This is a genomic window from Paraburkholderia solisilvae, assembly GCF_902859875.1.
Taxonomy (GTDB): Bacteria; Pseudomonadota; Gammaproteobacteria; order Burkholderiales; family Burkholderiaceae; genus Paraburkholderia; species Paraburkholderia solisilvae.
The window spans coordinates 75,779-93,953 of record NZ_CADIKF010000024.1 but is presented as its reverse complement, the minus strand read 5'-3'; the positions used below and the strand labels follow the sequence as shown (position 1 = coordinate 93,953).

The window sequence follows — 18,175 nt, the reverse complement described above, 5'->3', positions numbered from 1 at the left end:
GCGTTTGCGTCGCCGAATGGTTGCCCCTGCAACGAACGCTTACGCGTGTGACATGTGTTCGATCAGAAACCCGCTGACGACTTCGAGAAACTGCTCGGGCTCTTCCGAGAACATGAGGTGGCCGGCATGATCGAATTCGACGAAGCGCGCGCCCGGTATGCCGCGTGCGATCGCGCGGCTCGCGCGCGGCGGGCAGACCCAGTCGTGACGCCCGGCGATCGCCAGCGTCGGCGCCGCGATGCGATTGAGCTCCGCACGCAGATCGTAGGACGGTGCGATCGTGTGCATGAAATGCCGCATCATGTCGATGTCCGGCGTGGTCGAGGTGAATATGCGCGCGAAAACATCCGGATGCGACGGCGCAGTGTGCAGCGGCCCGACCCGTTTGATGAAATCGTCGATGATCTGCGGCGTGAGATCGCCGCTGCCGATGCGCGCCATTATCGCGAGCGCCTCAGGGTCGCCGCGCGATGCGAGCGTCGGCGCCGGGTTGCCCGGGTCGTCCGGAAGCGCACGCATGGCCGGCGAACTGGCACACAGAATCAGGCCCTGCACGAGCGCGGGGTGACGCAACGCCGTATGCATCGCGACAAAGCCGCCCGCGGAGTGTCCGAGCACGAACGCGCGCTCGATATCGAGCAGATCGCATAGCGCGGCGATGTCGTCGGCCATCTGCTCGAGCGTGCACGACGCGAGCGCCGGCCGGCCCGAGCGCCCCTGGCCGCGCAGGTCGACGTAGATCACCTGCGCCTCGTCGCGTAGCGGGCCGAGCCCGTCGCGCAGGTACGCATGATCGAAGCCGAGGCCGCCGTGCAGTGCGATGACGGTCGGCTTGTCGACAAGACCCGCGGCCGACGTCCGTTGGCCGGTGCCTTCGATGTCGAAGTAGAGATGGGTGTCGTTCAGCTTTACGCGCATGGAGGAAGTCCTTGAAGGGGAAAACGCCGCGACCGGTGCGATGGCGTGGGGCGCCGCCGCGGCCAGTACGGTTGCGTCAGTCGGGACTTAGGGCGCGAAAACCGCGGGGCGGTTCCGGCGCGCGGCGTGAAGATCGAAAGTTTAATGTTTGGGGGTGCTACACCCTCGCTGCAAGGCGGTTGCAATGTCGGCTGCAACGCCTGCTGCAACTCGATCCATGCACGCAACGCAGGCCGAACCGGCAGGCGGCGCGCGACGAAACGCCTGACACGCGGCGACGGCGCGGCGCAGCGGCGGCGACGGGCCGTTTGCGATCCGCGGCGTGCGATTTTCGGCGTGCATGATGCGCCGTAAGCCGAAAAAAAAGGCCGGCAAATGCCGGCCAAATAGCTCTAGCCTTGTCCATGGGCCTGGCGGCTAGAGCCAGAGGGGCTTGCTACGATCGCATGGGCGCCCGCTTGTCGTGCAGTGCGCGGTCGCGCCATGCGCCGTCAGTCGAAATCGAAGATGTCGAAGAGCGAACGCTTCTTCCTGTACCCGCCGTGCTCGTGACGGTAGTCGCCACGATGCCGTTCGTCGTAGCGGCGCTCGCCGTCGTAGTGCGGCCGGGCGCGCTGAAGCTCGTGCGCGTCGTCGTTGCGCGAGCGCGCGTCGGCGCGAGCCGGCGGCGCATCGCCGACCTGCGCGACGAGCTTGTCGAGTTCGCCGCGATCGAGCCAGACGCCGCGGCAATCCGGGCAGTAGTCGATCTCGATCGACTGGCGCTCGGTCATCAGCAGGTCAGGCGTTTTGCAGACAGGGCACTTCATGGCTTGGCTCCTTCATTTCCAGTACCGCTTGCGATGTGTTCAATGTAGCGCGCGGCGTGCTGCGGAAAAATCTGGTTTAACCGAGGTTTGACTTCGTCTATTCCGCACCTCGGCGGGCGTCGACCGTCGACCGCCGACGGTCGCGCTTTCGGGCGGATCGCGCCGCGGCTGCGGGTTATCGTCCGGTGCGCCGCACGTCATGTTCGCCATCGCGCTTGACGTCGCTCGTGTCCGCGCTGCGCCGCGACTTTGCGCGGCGCGCGAGCATGTTCATCCCTTCGACGAAAGCCGAGAACGCCATCGCCGCATAGATGTAGCCCTTCGGCACATGGGTGCCGAAACCTTCGGCCATCAGCGCCATGCCGATCACGAGCAGGAACGCGAGCGCGAGCATCACGATGGTCGGATTGCGTTCGATAAAGCGCGACAGCGGCCCGGCGGCGAACAGCATGGCGGTGACCGCGGCGATCACGGCGATGAACATGATCGGCACGTGTTCGGTCATGCCGACCGCGGTGATGATGCTGTCGACCGAAAACACGAGGTCGAGCAGCAGAATCTGGCTGATCGCGGCCCACGCGGTCAGCGTGCCGGCCGCGCTTGCGGTTCCTTGCGCGGCGCCGTCATGCGCGACGTGATGGTGCATCTCGCGCGTCGCCTTCCAGACGAGGAACAGGCCGCCTGCAATCAGGATCACATCGCGCCAGGAGAACGCGTGGCCGAACAGATCGAAGGCGGGTTCGGTCAGGCGTGCGATCCATGCGACCGTTGCGAGCAGTCCGAGCCGCAGCACGAGCGCAAGCAGAATGCCGAGGCGCCGCGCGCGGTCGCGCTGCGCCGGCGGCAGCTTGTTGCTGAGGATCGAGATGAAGATCAGGTTGTCGATGCCCAGCACGACTTCCATCACGACGAGCGTGACGAGCGCGGCCCACACGGCGGGGTCGGCGGCAAGAGCGAGCAGGTAGTCCATAACGGTTCGCAGTCTGAAGAAAGGGTGGGTAGCGAGGTGCGCGCGCCGGGGTGGGTTCGGGTGCGTCAGGATCCATCATCGGCTACTTTGAGATTCGAAGAAATCAGACATAATCGGAAATCGACATCGGTTTTTCCGAAGCGAGGTCCGTATGCTGAACTTTCGCCATCTGTACTACTTTTGGGTCGTGGTGAAGGAGGGCGGTTTTGCCCGTGCGGCGGAGCGTCTCGATATGGCGGTGCAGACGATCAGCGCGCAGGTCCGCGAGCTCGAAAAGTCGATGGGCCGCCAGCTGCTGAAGCCGGCGGGGCGCGGCGTGACGATGACCGAAGCCGGGCAGACCGCGTTCGGGCACGCGGAGCAGATTTTTCACCTCGGCGCGACGCTCGTCGACGAGGTACGCGAGGCGGCGAACGAGCCGGCTGCGCGTCTTGCGGTGGGTTTGTCGGACGGCATCTCCAAGCTTGCCGCGCATGCGCTGCTCGCGCCGGTGCTCGATACACCCGCGCTGCGGCTGCTGTGCCACGAGGGCGAACACGGCGAGCTGCTCGCGGAGCTCGCGCAGCATCGGCTCGATCTGGTGCTCGCGTGCCAGCCCGCGCCGCATAACTCCGACCTGCGTGTATTCAGCGAGCGCATCGCCGAATCGCCGGTCGACTGGTACGGGCCGGCTGCGCTCGTGCGCAAATCGGGCCGGGCGCACTTTCCGGCGTGCCTCGCGGAACTGCCGGTGCTGTTGCCGACCGGCCACGCCGCGCTGCGCGCGCGCCTCGAGCGCTGGTTCGAGTCGGCGGGGGTGCGGCCGAAGGTGGTCGGCGAGTTCGAAGACAGCGCGCTGATGGCGGTGTTCGCCGCGCGCGGCCTCGGCGTGTTCCCGCTTGCGGAGCTGGGCGCCGACGATCTGTCGCTGCTGCGCGGGCTGCGCTGGCTGGGCCGCGCGCAGGACGTCGTGGAGGAGATTCACGCGATCCGCTCGCGGCGCGGTCAGCATCATCCGCTGGCGTTGCGGGTGCTGGCTGCGCCGCGGGACTGAATTCCGGCGCTGCGCCGTGACGGAGCGCGAGGCTCGCGGGCCGTGCGGTGAGCCGGGCCGAGGGCGATGCTTAGTTGATGTCGGTTGCAGGCGTGAGGCCCTGAGGCCCTGAAGCCCTGAAGCCCTGAAGCCCCGAAGCCCCGAAGCCCCGAAGCCCCGAAGCCCCGAAGCCCCGAAGCCCCGAAGCCCCGAAGCCCCCAAGCCCCCAACCCCCAAGCCCCAAGCCCCAAGCCCCAAGCCCCAAGCCCCAAGCCCGGGCACAAACGCGCTGCGCCGCTCCCATGCCCGGCACGCCGCATTACATCGCGATTGCCGTGCGGTGTGGGCGCCATGCTTCGAGCATCGCGGCCAGCAGGGCGATCTCGCCATCGGCGAGATAGTCGTCGGCTACCGAAACCGAGAGACACAGGCGCAGCACTTTGCGGCGCAGCGCGGGGTCGTCGACTTCGGCCATCAGCGTGGTGAGCAGGTCGCCGTCGAGGTCGCCCGCCGTGTCGGCCCATGACGGCGGCGCGAGCAGCCGGTCTTCGCACAATGCCTGCACGATCGCCGGGAATTCGCCGGGCGCGAGCCCGAGTTCGCGCGACACATTGAGCCGGTCGAGCGCGCGGTCTTCCGAGCTGCAGACGTGTCCGTCCGCGATCAGGGCCAGCGCGACGAGACGGGCGGCGGCTTCGGGGCTGTTGCGGGAATAGGTGCGCATGGCGCGACTCCTTGTTAGCGGACGATTCCGCAGTAGTGGAGCGCCCAGTTTCGCGGACACGCGGAATCGAATAAACCTGCAAAGGAAGAAGCCGAGCTTCGGAAAAACCGAAGTGACGTCAACCGGATCGGCGAGCGTGTCCGGATAGCCGCGCGCCGCATTCATCGGTTAATCTCTTGCGGTGCGCGCGGCGGCCGAATGCGTCCGGCGGCGCGCAGCGACCCTGAAACAACGAAAACACAATGCCTGCTACTCCTGAACATCCGAAGCCGACGAAGAAACCGTCGCATGCGACGCTGTACGCGCTCACCTGGCTCGTTGGCCTCGGCACCCTCGCGCTGGGCGCCGGCGCGCTGTACTGGTATGTGGCCGTCGAGCGCAATGAACTGCCGTGGGGCGCGTTGCTGCTGATTCCCTGCGTCGCGGTCATCGCGGCCGTGACGTTTCGCAGCCACTTCAAGTGACTCGCCGCCGCCGTCCTGACCTGAACGATGTACGCGCATCAGGCCGCGGCTTTTGTTAGTTGCCCGCCGCGTACCAGGGGAAATCCCTGGGTGAGCCCGCAGGCGCAGCGCTCGGCTGTTATCGGGTAAGGCAGGCCGCTCGCTGGTCTGGCAGGGGCTTGTCGATTACGCGAGGTGTCCGTATGCCGCACGCGGCCGCGCGGCGGGGCGCGCATGCCCCGCCGCCCGCGCGTTCTCGCTCAGATGAGCGAGACTCCAGTGGCAGGGACGTACATGAAGCAATAGAACGTGTAAGCGACGACGATGTCGTTAGGGTTCCCTTGCAGCAGCGGACCCTGGTTCACCGTCCAGTTGGCGGTGGGTGGCCACGTGATCGGATTGCCTGCAAAGTCGAAGTTCGTTACCTGATCGCCGCCGTCTTTCTGCGACCATGAATCGAACTGCGCCGTTGCATCGCACCGCGCCCAGTGGTAGTCGCCGGGCCAGCCGACCGACGTATCGCCGGGCGAGATCATCAGCGCAACGTAGTGACCGACGCCGTTTTGCGCTTTCGCATGCTGCGCCAGTTCTTCTTTTGTCACCGCGCCGAGATTCACGAGCCCATCGAGCTGTGCGCCTTTGACCACGTCGGGTCCGCTGGGCGGCGACGTGAGGAAGTAGCCGTGCATGCGCCCCGGCTGCGCGAACGAGTTCGACGCCATGTTCGTCGAATAGTTATAGCAGTTGTTGTTCGTCTGGAACCTGAACGACATGAAGTAACCCTCGCAATTGCTTGCCGGGTCGTATGCGAGCGACGTGCCGACGACCGTGGGCGCATATTGCGGCACCTGCTTGCCGCCGGGCACGGTCACGTAGTGCGGCGCGATCTGTTGCTCGGCCAGCGCCTTCATGCCGGGCTCGAGCACCGCGTAGCGCGAATCGTCCTCGTGGACCATGCCGCTCAGTTTGTAACGTGCATAAGGTTTCATCAACATGTCTAAGATCTCCTTCGGTTGGGGTTGGCGCGCGTTCGGCGTGGCCTACGCGTTTGCAGTCGAGGGCAGGGTGATTTCTCCGGCGATGTTGGTTTGCATCGCGGCCTTGATGCTGGCAGGCGGCAGAATGAGGGCCGTCACGCAAGCCAGCTTCGCAAGCGATGCCGACGGCACCATGTCGTACGCGCTGATCGCGCCGACGCCGGCGAGGCCAGTTGCATACGCGCCGATGTTGACGGTGCCGGTCAGCACCTGCGTGTTGGCCATCAGTACGATGCCGGCGTCGTTCGCTCTCGACAGCACTTGCAGGAATGCCGGATCGGACGGCCCGTTGCCTTCTCCGAACGCCTCGATGACCACGCCTTTCGTCGAGGGCGTGCTGCCGTTGATCATCGCGTTCGCGAGCGATGCGGTGATACCCGGATAGAAGATCATCGTGATGATGGCAAAGTTCGGCATCACCTGAGCCTGTGTGGCGAGTTGCGCACTGAGTGCGGAGAGGTTGGCGGGGTTGCTGAGCGAGACGTTCCACGCGGGGGCCGGCAAGACCAGTTGCGACTGGATCGTGGTCTCTGTGCCTACCGTGCCGAGCGGCGGAAAATTGGGCGACGCGAATGCCGCGAACTGGTTCGCATTGACCTTCACCGAGCGGTTGCCGCGCAACAGCAGCGAGTCGAAGTAAAGCAGGCTTTCGGGAATCGACGTCGTACCGGCGAGCACGATCGCACCTGTCAGATTCGGTAGTGCGTCGTTCACGGTGGCTTCGAGTGGGATCTGCGAACCGGAGAACACGACGGGCTTGGAAAGCCCAGGCAGCAGGAACGACATCGCGGCGGCGCTGAACGCCATCGTATCGGTGCCGTGCAGCACGACGAAGCCGTCGTAATCGGCATAGACGGCAACCAGCGCGTTGGCGATCGTGATCCAGTCGGACGGCGTCATGTTCGAACTGTCGAGCGGTTGCTCGAACCACGCGACCGTGTACTGGAGTCCCGCATAACCGGCCACGGTTCCGTTCTCGAGGCCCGGCATGGACTGGACGAGCGCCTCGAACTGAGGCCCCGGCATCGGCGCGAGCGGCGAACCCGTGCACCCTATCGTGCCGCCTGTGTACAGTACATAAACCTTCGACATGGTCATCCTCGCTCAGTGCGTGTGGTGGGCGGCATTGCGCCGGACTGCGCGTGGCCGTTACAGCGCGTTGGTCGACGCGTCCGGCTGTGGAATGCCGAGTCTTCCGCGCCTGCGCCTTAGCCAGAAGCGCAGGTCGTGAAACAGGTTGCGGTCGCGGGTGTAATACTGGCGGCCGCCCGGAGGCTGCGGTTTGCGCGGCAGCGGCACGCCGGCCTGCAGTGCGTCGAGCAGGTCGACGAGCCGATGGATGGCCGCCTTTTCGGCGCGGCAATAGAGTGTCTCGGCGCTGTCGCCCGGCTCCAGCCGCGGCACGACGTGCTCGATGATGTCGCCGGTATCGACGCCGGCGTCCACGAAGTGGATGGTCGAGCCGATCCGCTCGAATGCGCGTTCGTAAAGCGCAAAGAAGAAGCAATGGTTGCCGCGATACCAGGGCAGGAAGCCGCCGTGGATGTTCACGGTCGTGTTTGCCGCGTCCAGCGTGCGGCGCGACAGGATGCTCGTGCAGATCACGATCGTCACGTCGGGCGCCCGCTCGCCGAGCAGCGAGACCACCTCGCGCTGGTTGATCCAGTCCACGGTCAGATCGGGCGTGACCGGCCACGCCGGCGCATCCGGCGCGAGCGCGAAATAGTTCTCGCGATACGCGTCGAGGCCGGTCAGGCGCCGGCGGCAGCGGTGATAGGCGAGCGCCGCCCAGTCGATCCAGCGCCTTCTGCGCCAGAGCCGCCGATGCTGGCTGCGGGACGGTTCGACGACCAGCGCGGCGAGCCCGAAGCGCTGGTTCAATTGCGCGGCGAGATAGCGGTGATGCGCATCATCCGACGTGAGCAATGCGATCCGCAGCGGCGAGCGGGTGGTTGACACGATCAGGCGCCCATTGCACGGCGCAGCGACAGCGGACGCATGTCGGTCCACACCTCGCGGATGTGGGCCAGACACCGATCGCGGCCGCCTTCGACGCCCGTTTCCCGCCAGCCTTGCGGCGGGCTGGTCTGCGCGCTCCACAGCGAATACTGCTGTTCGTCGTTGACGACCACCTTGTAGCGCGGGCCGTCGTCGTTGCGGTCGCTGCCGTCGATCGCGCTTTTGCTGTCGTTCATCACGTGGGTTCTCCGTTATCACCTGCTGTCTGGTGTTGCGTCGACTCGCCGGCTTCGGACTGGCCGTGCGCGAGTTCCGCTTCAAGGATTGCCGTCGCGAGTCCCGCGACGGTCGGCGCCTCGAACAGCCGGCGCAGAGGAAGCGCAATGCCGAGCCGGGCGCGGATCCGGGCGACGACGCGCGTCGCGAGCAGCGAGTGGCCGCCCAGATCGAAAAAGTTGTCGTGCATGCCGATCGGATCGACCTTGAGCACCTCCCGCCAGATCGCCGCCAACGCGTTTTCAAGCGATGTTTCCGGCTGCGCGCTCGGGCCGGCTGCGGGCGCGGCGTCGAGGCGCTCCGCAGCCCATTGCGGCGCGGGAAGCGCCGCGCGGTCGATCTTGCCGCTCGGCGTGAGCGGCCACGCGTCGAGCGCGACGAACGCAGCCGGCACCATGGGCTCCGGCAGCCGCTCGCGACAATGACGCCGCAGCGCGCGCACGTCGCATTCGATGCCCTCGCTGCCGAGCAGATAGGCGACGACACACCGGCCTCCGCCAGGGTCCGGCTGGTCGACGACGGCCGCGTCCCGTATGCCGTCGGCCTCGCGCAGGACGGCTTCGATCTCGGCGGGCTCGACGCGAACGCCGCGCACCTTGATCTGCCTGTCGAGGCGCCCGAGGTATTCGATGGCTCCATCGCCGCGTCGCCGCGCGAGGTCGCCGGTGCGATACATGCGTGCGTCTCGCAGCGGCGCATGAGGGTCGGGCAGAAAGCTTGCCGCGGTCGCGTCGGGGCGCCCGAGATAGCCGCGCGCGAGCACACAGCCGCCGATGTACAGCTCGCCGGGGACGCGCTCAGGTACAGGCGCGCCGTGCCGATCGAGCACATAGAGGCGGGCACCGGCAATCGCGCGGCCGATCGGCGGCTGCTCGGGCCAGTCGTCGGGTGGGCCGGCAAGCGTCCATTCGGACACCACATGCGTTTCCGTTGGCCCGTACTGGTTGCGCAGCACGCCGATGCGGTGGCGCCGCGCGAACTGCCTCAGTTGCGGCGATATCTGCAGTTGTTCGCCGGCCGTCACGATGTCGCGCAAGGCCAGTTCAGATGAGTGCGAGGTTTCCGCTGCGGCGGCGGCGAGCGCCTGGAGCGCGACGGCCGGCAGGAAGATGCGCTCGATCCGATCGGCCGCGAGGCGCTCGAGCAGCGCGAGCGGATCGCGCCGTTCGTCCTCGCTTGCAAGCACGAGGGTTGCGCCCGCAACGAGTGTCGAGAAGATTTCCTGTGCGGACACGTCGAAATTGAGCGACGTGAACTGCAATACGCGCGCCGGCGCCGGTGATGTGTCGTGCTGCCACGCAATCAGATTGGCAAGCGGCCCGTGCGGCATCGCTACGCCCTTCGGCCGTCCGGTCGACCCGGACGTGTACAGCACATAGGCGAGCGCGGCGCGAGGCACGGCGGCGAGCGCAACCGGCGACGCGTCGTTCGCTTGCGCATCGACGGGCACCAGGTGCGGAACCGGAAACGGCGGCTGCGTGCCGTCCGTGATCACGAGTGCGAGCGCTGCGTCAGCGCAGATGTCCGCGAGCCGGTTCCCGGGATAGGTGGGATCGAGCGGCACATAGCAACCGCCTGCCTTCAATACCGCGAGGACCGCGACGACCTGCTCGATCGAACGGCCGATGTAGATGCCGACCGGCACGTCCGGGCCGACCGCGCGCGCGGCCAGCCGGTGGGCGAGACGTTGTGCGCGTCGCTCGAGTTCGCCATAGGTGAGCGTGCGTTCGCCCTGCACGAGCGCGACGGCCGACGGCGTGCGTTCGGCCTGCGCGGCGACGCGCAGGTGGACCAGTTCAGGCTCGTCCACTGCCGGCCACGGCGATGCCGCGATAGCGAGTACCGCGGCGTGTTCGTCTGCGTCGAACAACGGCAGGGTGCCGACCGGCTGGCCCGGGTTGGCGAGCGCCGCGCGAAGCAGTGTCGTGAAGTGCTGTGCGAGCTGCTCGACGGTCGCCGCATCGAAGAGATCGGTTGCGTATTCGATGATGCCGCGCAGTCTGCCGCGCACTTCGATCATCGACAGATGAAGATCGAACTTGGCCGTGCCGATTCCGATCTCGCGGTAGCTATCGTTGTCGTCCTCTTCACCGCGGCCGGCTTCGTCGAACGCGTTGAGCACGAACATCACCTGGAACAGCGGGTTGTGGTTCAACGCGCGCTGCGGCCGCAGTTCCTCGACCAGCCGCTCGAACGGCATGTCCTGCTGCGCGTAGGCGGCCAGTGTGGTCTCGCGCAGGCGCGCAAGCAGTTCGCGAAAGTCCTGCGTATCGTCGATCCGGCTGCGCAGGACGAGCGTATTGGCAAAGAAGCCGATCAGCGCTTCGAGTTCGACACGCGTGCGGTTCGCGATCGGCGTGCCGACGACGATATCGCGTTCGTTGCTATAGCGGGCAAGCAATAGCTTGAACGCCGCAAGGAGCACCATGAACGGCGTGGCGCCTTCGCGCTGCGCGAAGCTTCGCACCGCCTGCGTAAGCGCTGTGTCCAGCGAGAAATTGTGAAGGGCGCCCCGATAGGTGGGCACCGCCGGGCGAGGGCGGTCGGTGGGAAGTTCGAGTAGCGGCGGCGCGTCTTCGAGCTGGGATCGCCAGAACGCGAGTTGCCGTTCGAACGGCTCGCCTTTGAGCGATTCGCGCTGCCAGATCGTGAAATCCGCGTACTGAACGGATAACGGCGTGAGCGATGCCGCGCGTTCTTCCACGAAGGCCACGTAAAGCGCGCTCAGTTCACGGAACAGCACGCGCATCGACCAGCCGTCGGCGACGATATGGTGAATGGTCAGCACGAGCTGATGTTCGTCGGGCGCAAGGTGGATTGCGTGGACGCGGAAGAGCGGCGCGCGACCGAGGTCGAACGGTCGTGCCGCCTGCGCGACGGCGAGTGTCTGCGCAGCGGCCGCGCGGTCGTGGCGGGGCACACTCGAGAGATCGGTTGTTTCGAGCGGCGCCGCGGCGGCGGGCGTGACGATCTGTACCGGTTCGCCGGCCTCGACGGCGAAGTGCGTACGCAGCGTTTCGTGCCGCGCGATCAGCGCGTCGAGTGCGCGTCTGAGCGCGACGAGCGACATCGCGCCTTGCCACGGGACGATGTCGTACATGTTGTACACCGGCTGGCCGGGCTGGAGCTGATCGAGAAACCACAACCGCTCCTGTGCGAACGACAGCGGAAACATGAACACGTCCGGCAAGCCGGTATCGTGTGCGCCATATTCCGGCGAGATGTCTGCCGCGGCCTCGTTCATCGGATTTCACCGTTCGCCGCGACCGGGTGACGTGCGCGATACGCTGCGCGCGGCACGCTGACGAGGGCCGGGCCCGTGGTGGCGGCCGTGCCTTGCGCGCGAACCTGATCGACGGAGCGCGCAAGGTCGGCGACGGTCGGCATCTCGAAGATCGTGCGCAGCGGCACTTCCACGCGCAGCTCGTCGCGCAGTCGCGAGATCACCTGGGTCGCCAGTAGCGAATGACCGCCGATATTGAAGAAGTGGTCCGTGCGTCCGATGCGTTCGATGCCGAGAATGCGGCTCCAGATGGCCGCCACTGCGTGCTCGGTTTCGCTTTGCGGCGGTTCGTGAGCGGGGCGGCCGGTTCGCGAGGCGTCGGCGGGCGCGGGCAGTATCGCGCGGTCGAGCTTGCCGTTCGCCGTGATCGGGATCGAGTCGATCAATACGAAATGCGCGGGCACCATGTACTCGGGCAATAGCCGTCTGCAGTGACGGCGCAGCGCGTCGTCGTCGGGCGGCGTCGCGGCGTCGAGCGGCACGACGTACGAGACGAGCTGTCGATCGTTGCGATCGTTCCGGCATAGCGTGACCGTCGTTCGCACACCCGGACAACTAAGGAGCGCCGCGTCCACTTCGCCGGGCTCGATCCGGTAGCCGCGGATTTTTACCTGGCCGTCGGCGCGTGCGATGAATTCGAGCGTGCCGTCCGCGCGCAGGCGCACGAGGTCGCCGGAACGGTACAGCCGCGCGCCGGGTTCGGTACCGAACGAATCGGGAATGAAGCGCTCCGCCGTGAGATCCGGACGGCCGGCATAGCCGCGCGCGACGCACGCGCCGCCGATCATCAGTTCGCCGATCGCGCCTTTGGGCGCAAGCCGCCCGAGCCGGTCGACGACGTAGAGCCGCGCATGCGGCAGCGCCGGTGCGAGCGACAGCGGCTCGCGTGGCGCCGGTGCGTCGGTGAGCGTCTGAACCGAGCAGAACACGGTGGTTTCGGTGGGGCCGTAGGTGTGCTTGAAGACCGGAATCTGCGATTCGGCCATCGCCGCCCGCACCTTTGCCGGCTCGACGACGTCGCCGCCCACCAGCAGCAGGCGTACGCCACGCCACGCGTCCGGCCGATGCGCGGCCGTCTGGTTGAACAGCGCCGCGGTCTGATAGATCACGCTCACGCGACGCGCCGCGAGCGTCGCGGCGAGGTTGGCCGGGACCAGCAGTTCATCGCGCGCGATACCGACCAGACAGGCGCCCGCGGTGAGCGCGCCCCAGCATTCGTAGGCCATCACGTCGAATGCGGGACTGGAACTTTGCGCGACGCGGTCGTGCGGCTCGATGCTGGCGGACGCCATCGCATCGAGCAGCCACAGCAACTGGCGATGTTCGATCATGACGCCCTTCGGCGTGCCGGTCGATCCCGATGTGAAGATGATTTGCGCGAGTTGCGCGGGGGCGTTGCAGCACTCGGGCGCTTGCGCCGGATACGATGCGAGGCCCGCTTCTTCGGCTTCGAGATCGAGCAGCGCAACCGGCGTCGCGAGCGGGAATTCGTGGGCGCGTGCGGTGACGACCAGATCGACCTGCGCGTCGGCGAGCATACCGGCGAGACGCTCGGGCGGGTTGCCCATGTCGAGCGCGACGAATGCGCCGCCGGCTTTCCACACCGCGAGCATCGCGACGACGAGCGCCGCCGAGCGGTCGAGCCACAGGCCGACGCGCACGTCGGGCCCGACTCCGCGTTCGCGCAGCAGCCGGGCGAGGCGGTCGGTCCGCGCGTCGAGTTCGCCGTAGGTGAGCGTTGCGTCCGCGAATTCGAGCGCGCGAGCATCGGGTGTCGCCGCGGCCGCGCGCGCAACGAGTCCGTCGATGGTCGGGCCCGCGGTTGCGGCGGCAGGCGCCGCGGCTGGCTGCGCGAGGCCGGCGAGCAGTTGCGCGCGCTCGTCCGCGCCGAGGAAGTCGAGCTGCGCGACCGGCGCATCCGGGCGCTCGGCGATCGCGCCGATCAGGTTCGCCAGATGCGCGGCCATTGCCGAGAGGGTTGCTGCATCGAACAGATCGCTGCTGTATTCGATCGCGCCGGCGAGCGTGTCGCCGGCTTCGGCGAGTGCGATCGTCAGGTCGAACTTCGACGTGCCGGTCAGCAGGTCGGGCGGGTGGTCGGCGGGCGCGTGCGGCTCTTCGTCCTGTGCGGCGGCGGTCCCGGTCGCGGCCTGGAAGAGCAGCATCACCTGAAACAGCGGGTTGTGCCCGAGCGTGCGTTCCGGTTGCAGCGCTTCGACGAGCCGTTCGAACGGCAGGTCCTGGTGCGCATAGGCCGCCAGTGTCGTTTCGCGTACGTCCGACAGCAGCGTGCGGAACGGCGCGTGGTCGTCGATGCGCGTGCGCAGCGCGAGCGTGTTCACGAAGAAGCCGATCAGATCCTCGAACTCGGCGCGCGTGCGGTTGGCGATCGGCGTGCCGATCACGATGTCGTTTTCTCCGCTATAGCGGCACAGCAGCAGTTGCACGACCGCGGCGAGCGCCATGAACAGCGTGGCGCCCTGTTGCTGGGCGAGCGTGCGCAGCGCGGCGGTGCGGTGGCGATCGATGGTGAACGGGAGCAGTCCGCCGCGATAGCTTTGCACGGGCGGGCGCGGTCGGTCGGTGGGCAGCGCGAGCAGGGCCGGGGCGCCGTCGAGCTGTTCGCGCCAGAAGGCGAGCTGGGTGTCGAGGGTGCGGTCGTCGAGCTGTGAGCGCTGCCAGAGCGCGAAGTCGGCGTACTGGATGGGCAGCGGCGCGAGCGGCGAAGGCTGGTTGGCGGCGAAGGCGGTATAGAGCGCGCCGAGCTCGCGATAGAGCACGGCCATCGACCAGCCGTCGGAGACGATGTGATGCAGCGTGAGCAGCAGCAGGTGGTCGTCGTGGCCGACGATGACGAGGCGCGCGCGCAGCAGCGGAGCGCAGCCGAGGTCGAAGGCCCGGGTGGCCTCATCGGTGGCGAGGGTGTGGGCGGCGGTTTCGCGTTCGGCCACGGGCAGGGTGAGCAGGCTGTGAACAGCGAGGGGCACGCTCAGCGTGTTTTCGACAAACTGCCTGGGTTTGTCGTCGACGACGGCAAAGCGGGTGCGCAGGGTTTCATGCCGGCGCACGATTTCGTTGATGGCGCGCTCGAGCGTGGCGACGTGCAACGGGGCGCGGATGCGCAGCGCGAACGGCACGTTGTAGAGCGCACTGCGCGGATGCAGCTGATCGAAGAACCATAGCCGTTCCTGCGCAAACGACAGCGGCGCGCAGCGTGCCGCCGCGGCGGGCTCGGCAGCGGCAGGAGCGGCGAGCATGCGAGCGAGCAGCGCGCGTTTGTCGGCCGCGCTCATCGTGTCGATCGACGCGGCATCGGTCGAGGCCGCGGCGTTTGCGCCGTCGCGCGCGCCGGTCAATTGCTGGCGCAACGCCGCGTCGATCGCATCGCCGGTATGTTGCGCGTCGGCCGATGGCGTCAGCGCGCGAAACAGTTCGTCCAGCGTTGCCGCATCCGAGGGACTGCGCGCTGCCGCCGGTTGCGCGCTTGCCCGTGCGCGGTCGATCGTTGCTGCCAGGCCGGCGACCGTCGGCGCTTCGAATACGGCCCGCAGCGGCAGTTCGACTGCGAGACGGTCGCGCAGTCGCGAAACGAGCCGCGCGGCGAGCAGCGAATGTCCACCGACTTCAAAGAAGCTCCGGTGGATGTCGATCGTTCCGGTCTCCAGCAGTTCCGCCCAGATCTTCGCGATGACCTGCTCAGTCGCCGTGCGCGGCGGTTCGCTCGGTGCGCGCGCCGGCGCGGGTTGCGTCGCGAGCGCGGTACGGTCGATCTTGCCGTTCGGCGTGACGGGCAGCGTCGCGTGGACGTGCAATGTCGAAGGCATCATGTAGCCGGGCAAGCGTTCGCGCAGGTAGCGGCGCACCGCTTCCTCGTCGAGCGTTGGGCCGGCCGGCGCGACGTGCGCTTCGAGGCGTCGTTCGGCGCCTTCTCCTCGCGCAAGCACGGCGGCGTTGCCGACACCCGGCGCGCCGCCGAGCACGGCTTCGATTTCTCCAGGCTCGATCCGGAAGCCGCGGATTTTCAACTGGTTGTCCGCGCGTGCGAGGAATTCGAGCATACCGTCGGCCCTCATCCGGACGACGTCACCGGACCGGTACAGACGCGCTCCCGGCTCGCCCGAGAACGGATCCGGCACGAAACGCTCGGCGGTGAGATCGGGGCGTCCGACGTAGCCTCGCGCGAGCCCGTCACCGCCGATGTACAGTTCTCCCGCCACGCCGGGCGGCACGGGCTCGCCGAGCGCGTCGAGCACATAGAGGCGGGTGTTGATGCACGGTCGTCCGATGGGGACGCGCGAACCCGACGGATCGTATCCGCCCGTCGATGCCCAGATTGTGGCTTCGGTCGGGCCGTAACCGTTGAACAGGCGCCGTCCTTCGGACCAGCGAGCCGCGACGGCCGGCTCGACGGCTTCGCCCGCCATGATCAGCAGCGCGAGGTCGGGCAGATCGGCTGCCGGTGTCATCGCGCATGCGGCCGGTGGGAGCACGGCGGCCGTGATGCGTTCGCTGCGCAGCAGCGTCGCGAGCGACGGGCCGGGCGCGCGTGCATCGGGCGGCGCAAAGGTGAGGTGGGCGCCGGCGGAGAACGCCAGCACCATCTCGAAGATCGACGCGTCGAAGCCGATCGTCGCGAAGTGCAGTACGCGGTCGGCCGGCGTGAGGCGCAACAGTACCCGCTGGTTGAACACCACGCGTGCGAGTCCCTGATGCGTGAGCGCGACGCCCTTCGGCGTGCCCGTCGAGCCCGACGTGAAGACGATGTACGCGCAGTGTGCGGGAGACAGATGCGGCGTGCGCGCCGGCTGCGGATGAGCAGCGTTGCCGGAGGCCGGATCGAGCAACTCGATACCTGCTTCGATCCAGTCGTGCGGCTCCCGCGGGTCGGCCAGCACGATCCGGACTCCTGCGTCTTTTGTCATGGCCGTCAGACGGCGACAAGGCAGCGACGGGTCGAGCGGCACATAGACTGCGCCCGCCTGCAGGACGCCGATAAACGCGACCGCGAGCGCCGCGGACGGCCGCAGGCACACGCCGACCCGGTCCTCGGGACCGATGTGTCGGGCCGCGAGCGCTGCCGCGATGCCGCGGGCTCGCCGGTTCAGCTCGCGGTAGCTGAGCCGTCCGTCCGGCGCCTCGAGCGCGATATGTTCGGGAAGCGAGTCGGCGATCCGCGCAAACCATTCCGGGAACGGCAAATCGGGCTCATACGGGTAGCGCGGACCATTCCAGTCATGGACAAGCGCGTGGCGCGCGGCTGCCGACAGCAGCGGCAGCCGTTCGACCGGCCAATCCGGTTGGGTGGCGATCGCGGCGAGCAGTGTCTGAAACTGCGCGGCCATGCCGGCGATCGTCGCGTCGTCGAACAGGTCGCGGCTGAACTCGAACACGCCGGTCAATTCGGCGTCGCCTTCGATGATCGCAAGCGCGAGGTCGAAGCGCGCCATGCCGTTGCGCGACACGCCCTGGTCATCGGGCATCGCCGGTTCCGCCGCGCGTCTTGCGGGCGCTTCGCCGTTTGTCTGAAGCGCGAACAGGACCTGAAACAGCGGGTTGTAGGCAAGGCTGCGCTCGGGTTGCAGCGCTTCGACGAGGCGTTCGAACGGCAGGTCCTGGTGCGCATAGGCCGCCAGTGTCGTTTCGCGTATCTCCGACAGCAATGTGCGGAACGGCGTGCGGTGATCGATGCGCGTGCGCAGCGCAAGCGTGTTCACGAAGAAGCCGATCAGGTCCTCGGTTTCCTCGCGGGTGCGGTTGGCGATCGGCGTGCCGATCACGATGTCTTGCTGTCCGGTGATGCGAGCCAGAAAGATCGCGAACGCATTCAGCAGCGCCATGAACAGCGTGGCGCCCTGTTGCTGGGCGAGCGTGCGCAGCGCGGCGGTGCGGTGGCGGTCGATGGTGAACGGGAGCAGTCCGCCGCGATAGCTTTGCACGGGCGGGCGCGGTCGGTCGGTGGGCAGCGCGAGCAGGGCCGGGGCGCCGTCGAGCTGTTCGCGCCAGAAGGCGAGCTGGGTGTCGAGGGTGCGGTCGTCGAGCTGTGAGCGCTGCCAGAGCGCGAAGTCGGCGTACTGGATGGGCAGCGGCGCGAGCGGCGAAGGCTGGTTGGCGGCGAAGGCGGTATAGAGCGCGCCGAGCTCGCGATAGAGCACGGCCATCGACCAGCCGTCGGAGACGATGTGATGCAGCGTGAGCAGCAGCAGGTGGTCGTCGTGGCCGACGATGACGAGGCGCGCGCGCAGCAGCGGAGCGCAGCCGAGGTCGAAGGCCCGGGTGGCCTCATCGGTGGCGAGGGTGTGGGCGGCGGTTTCGCGTTCGGCCACGGGCAGGGTGAGCAGGCTGTGAACAGCGAGGGGCACGCTCAGCGTGTTTTCGACAAACTGCCTGGGTTTGTCGTCGACGACGGCAAAGCGGGTGCGCAGGGTTTCATGCCGGCGCACGATTTCGTTGATGGCGCGCTCGAGCGTGGCGACGTGCAACGGGGCGCGGATGCGCAGCGCGAACGGCACGTTGTAGAGCGCACTGCGCGGATGCAGCTGATCGAAGAACCATAGCCGTTCCTGCGCAAACGACAGCGGCGCCGATTCCGCGTGCTGCCTGCGCGGGATAGTGTCGCGTTCCCCATGGGCGCGGGCGATCAGCCGCTGCTCCAGCGCGTGACGTTGTTCGGCTGTGAGCGCGTCGACGCGCGACGCGTGGCCCGTTTCGTCCGTGACCTGCGAGTTGTTATGGTTCATGGTTCCG

Annotated in this window: 12 protein-coding genes; 2 read left to right on the top strand and 10 right to left on the bottom strand. The window is 67.5% G+C overall.

The features are described from left to right. Positions 1-39: 39 nt before the first annotated feature. The 3 genes from HV675_RS16530 to HV675_RS16520 all read right to left on the bottom strand — a co-directional run bounded on the left by HV675_RS16530 (position 40) and on the right by HV675_RS16520 (position 2,697). Positions 40-918, bottom strand: coding sequence for an alpha/beta fold hydrolase (locus HV675_RS16530; RefSeq protein WP_175112001.1), 879 nt, complete (start codon positions 916-918; stop codon positions 40-42). Positions 919-1,409: 491 nt separating this feature from the next. Next, on the bottom strand, positions 1,410-1,727 hold the full coding sequence (locus HV675_RS16525; protein WP_175112000.1) for a TFIIB-type zinc ribbon-containing protein: 318 nt from the start codon (positions 1,725-1,727) through the stop codon (positions 1,410-1,412). A 175-nt stretch (positions 1,728-1,902) separates the two neighbouring features. After that, complete coding sequence (locus HV675_RS16520) at positions 1,903-2,697, bottom strand: TerC family protein (protein WP_175111999.1); 795 nt, start codon at positions 2,695-2,697, stop codon at positions 1,903-1,905. 151 nt (positions 2,698-2,848) lie between these two features. Between HV675_RS16520 and HV675_RS16515 the strand changes: the two genes are divergently transcribed. Beyond that, the gene (locus tag HV675_RS16515; protein WP_175111998.1) at positions 2,849-3,730 is read left to right on the top strand and encodes a LysR family transcriptional regulator; all 882 of its coding nucleotides are present in this window, start codon (positions 2,849-2,851) and stop codon (positions 3,728-3,730) included. Positions 3,731-4,028: 298 nt separating this feature from the next. Here the strand turns inward: HV675_RS16515 and HV675_RS16510 are convergent, their stop codons facing one another. Next, positions 4,029-4,598 carry a TerB family tellurite resistance protein gene (locus tag HV675_RS16510; RefSeq protein WP_246270322.1) on the bottom strand — a complete coding sequence of 190 codons (570 nt, stop codon included), beginning with the start codon at positions 4,596-4,598 and terminating at the stop codon, positions 4,029-4,031. Between the two features lie 77 nt (positions 4,599-4,675). Here HV675_RS16510 and HV675_RS16505 point away from each other — a divergent pair, with 77 nt between their 5' ends. Then, entirely contained in the window at positions 4,676-4,897 is a 222-nt protein-coding gene (locus HV675_RS16505) for a hypothetical protein (protein WP_175111997.1), read from the top strand. A 239-nt stretch (positions 4,898-5,136) separates the two neighbouring features. On the opposite strand, the gene HV675_RS16500 is transcribed toward HV675_RS16505, so the two are convergent. Genes HV675_RS16500 through HV675_RS16475 form a run of 6 tightly spaced genes read right to left on the bottom strand, consistent with a single transcriptional unit; the run spans position 5,137 to position 18,168 of the window. Next, positions 5,137-5,871 (bottom strand): hypothetical protein, encoded by a 735-nt coding sequence (locus tag HV675_RS16500; protein WP_175111996.1) that lies wholly within the window; start codon positions 5,869-5,871, stop codon positions 5,137-5,139. Between the two features lie 45 nt (positions 5,872-5,916). Next, positions 5,917-7,005, bottom strand: coding sequence for an asparaginase domain-containing protein (locus HV675_RS16495; protein WP_175111995.1), 1,089 nt, complete (start codon positions 7,003-7,005; stop codon positions 5,917-5,919). 57 nt (positions 7,006-7,062) lie between these two features. Further along, positions 7,063-7,872, bottom strand: a complete 810-nt coding sequence (locus HV675_RS16490) for a formyl transferase (RefSeq protein ID WP_175111994.1) — start codon at positions 7,870-7,872, stop codon at positions 7,063-7,065. Between the two features lie 2 nt (positions 7,873-7,874). After that, positions 7,875-8,108, bottom strand: a complete 234-nt coding sequence (locus tag HV675_RS16485) for an MbtH family protein (protein ID WP_175111993.1) — start codon at positions 8,106-8,108, stop codon at positions 7,875-7,877. Further along, a complete protein-coding gene (locus HV675_RS16480; protein ID WP_175111992.1) occupies positions 8,108-11,392 on the bottom strand; it encodes a non-ribosomal peptide synthetase in 3,285 nt (1,094 codons plus the stop codon). The genes HV675_RS16485 and HV675_RS16480 overlap by 1 nt, the downstream gene beginning before the upstream one ends. After that, positions 11,389-18,168: a non-ribosomal peptide synthetase gene (locus tag HV675_RS16475; RefSeq protein WP_175111991.1), complete on the bottom strand. Its 6,780-nt coding sequence runs from the start codon at positions 18,166-18,168 to the stop codon at positions 11,389-11,391. Before HV675_RS16475 ends, HV675_RS16480 begins: the two co-directional genes overlap by 4 nt. Between the last annotated feature and the right edge of the window lie 7 nt (positions 18,169-18,175).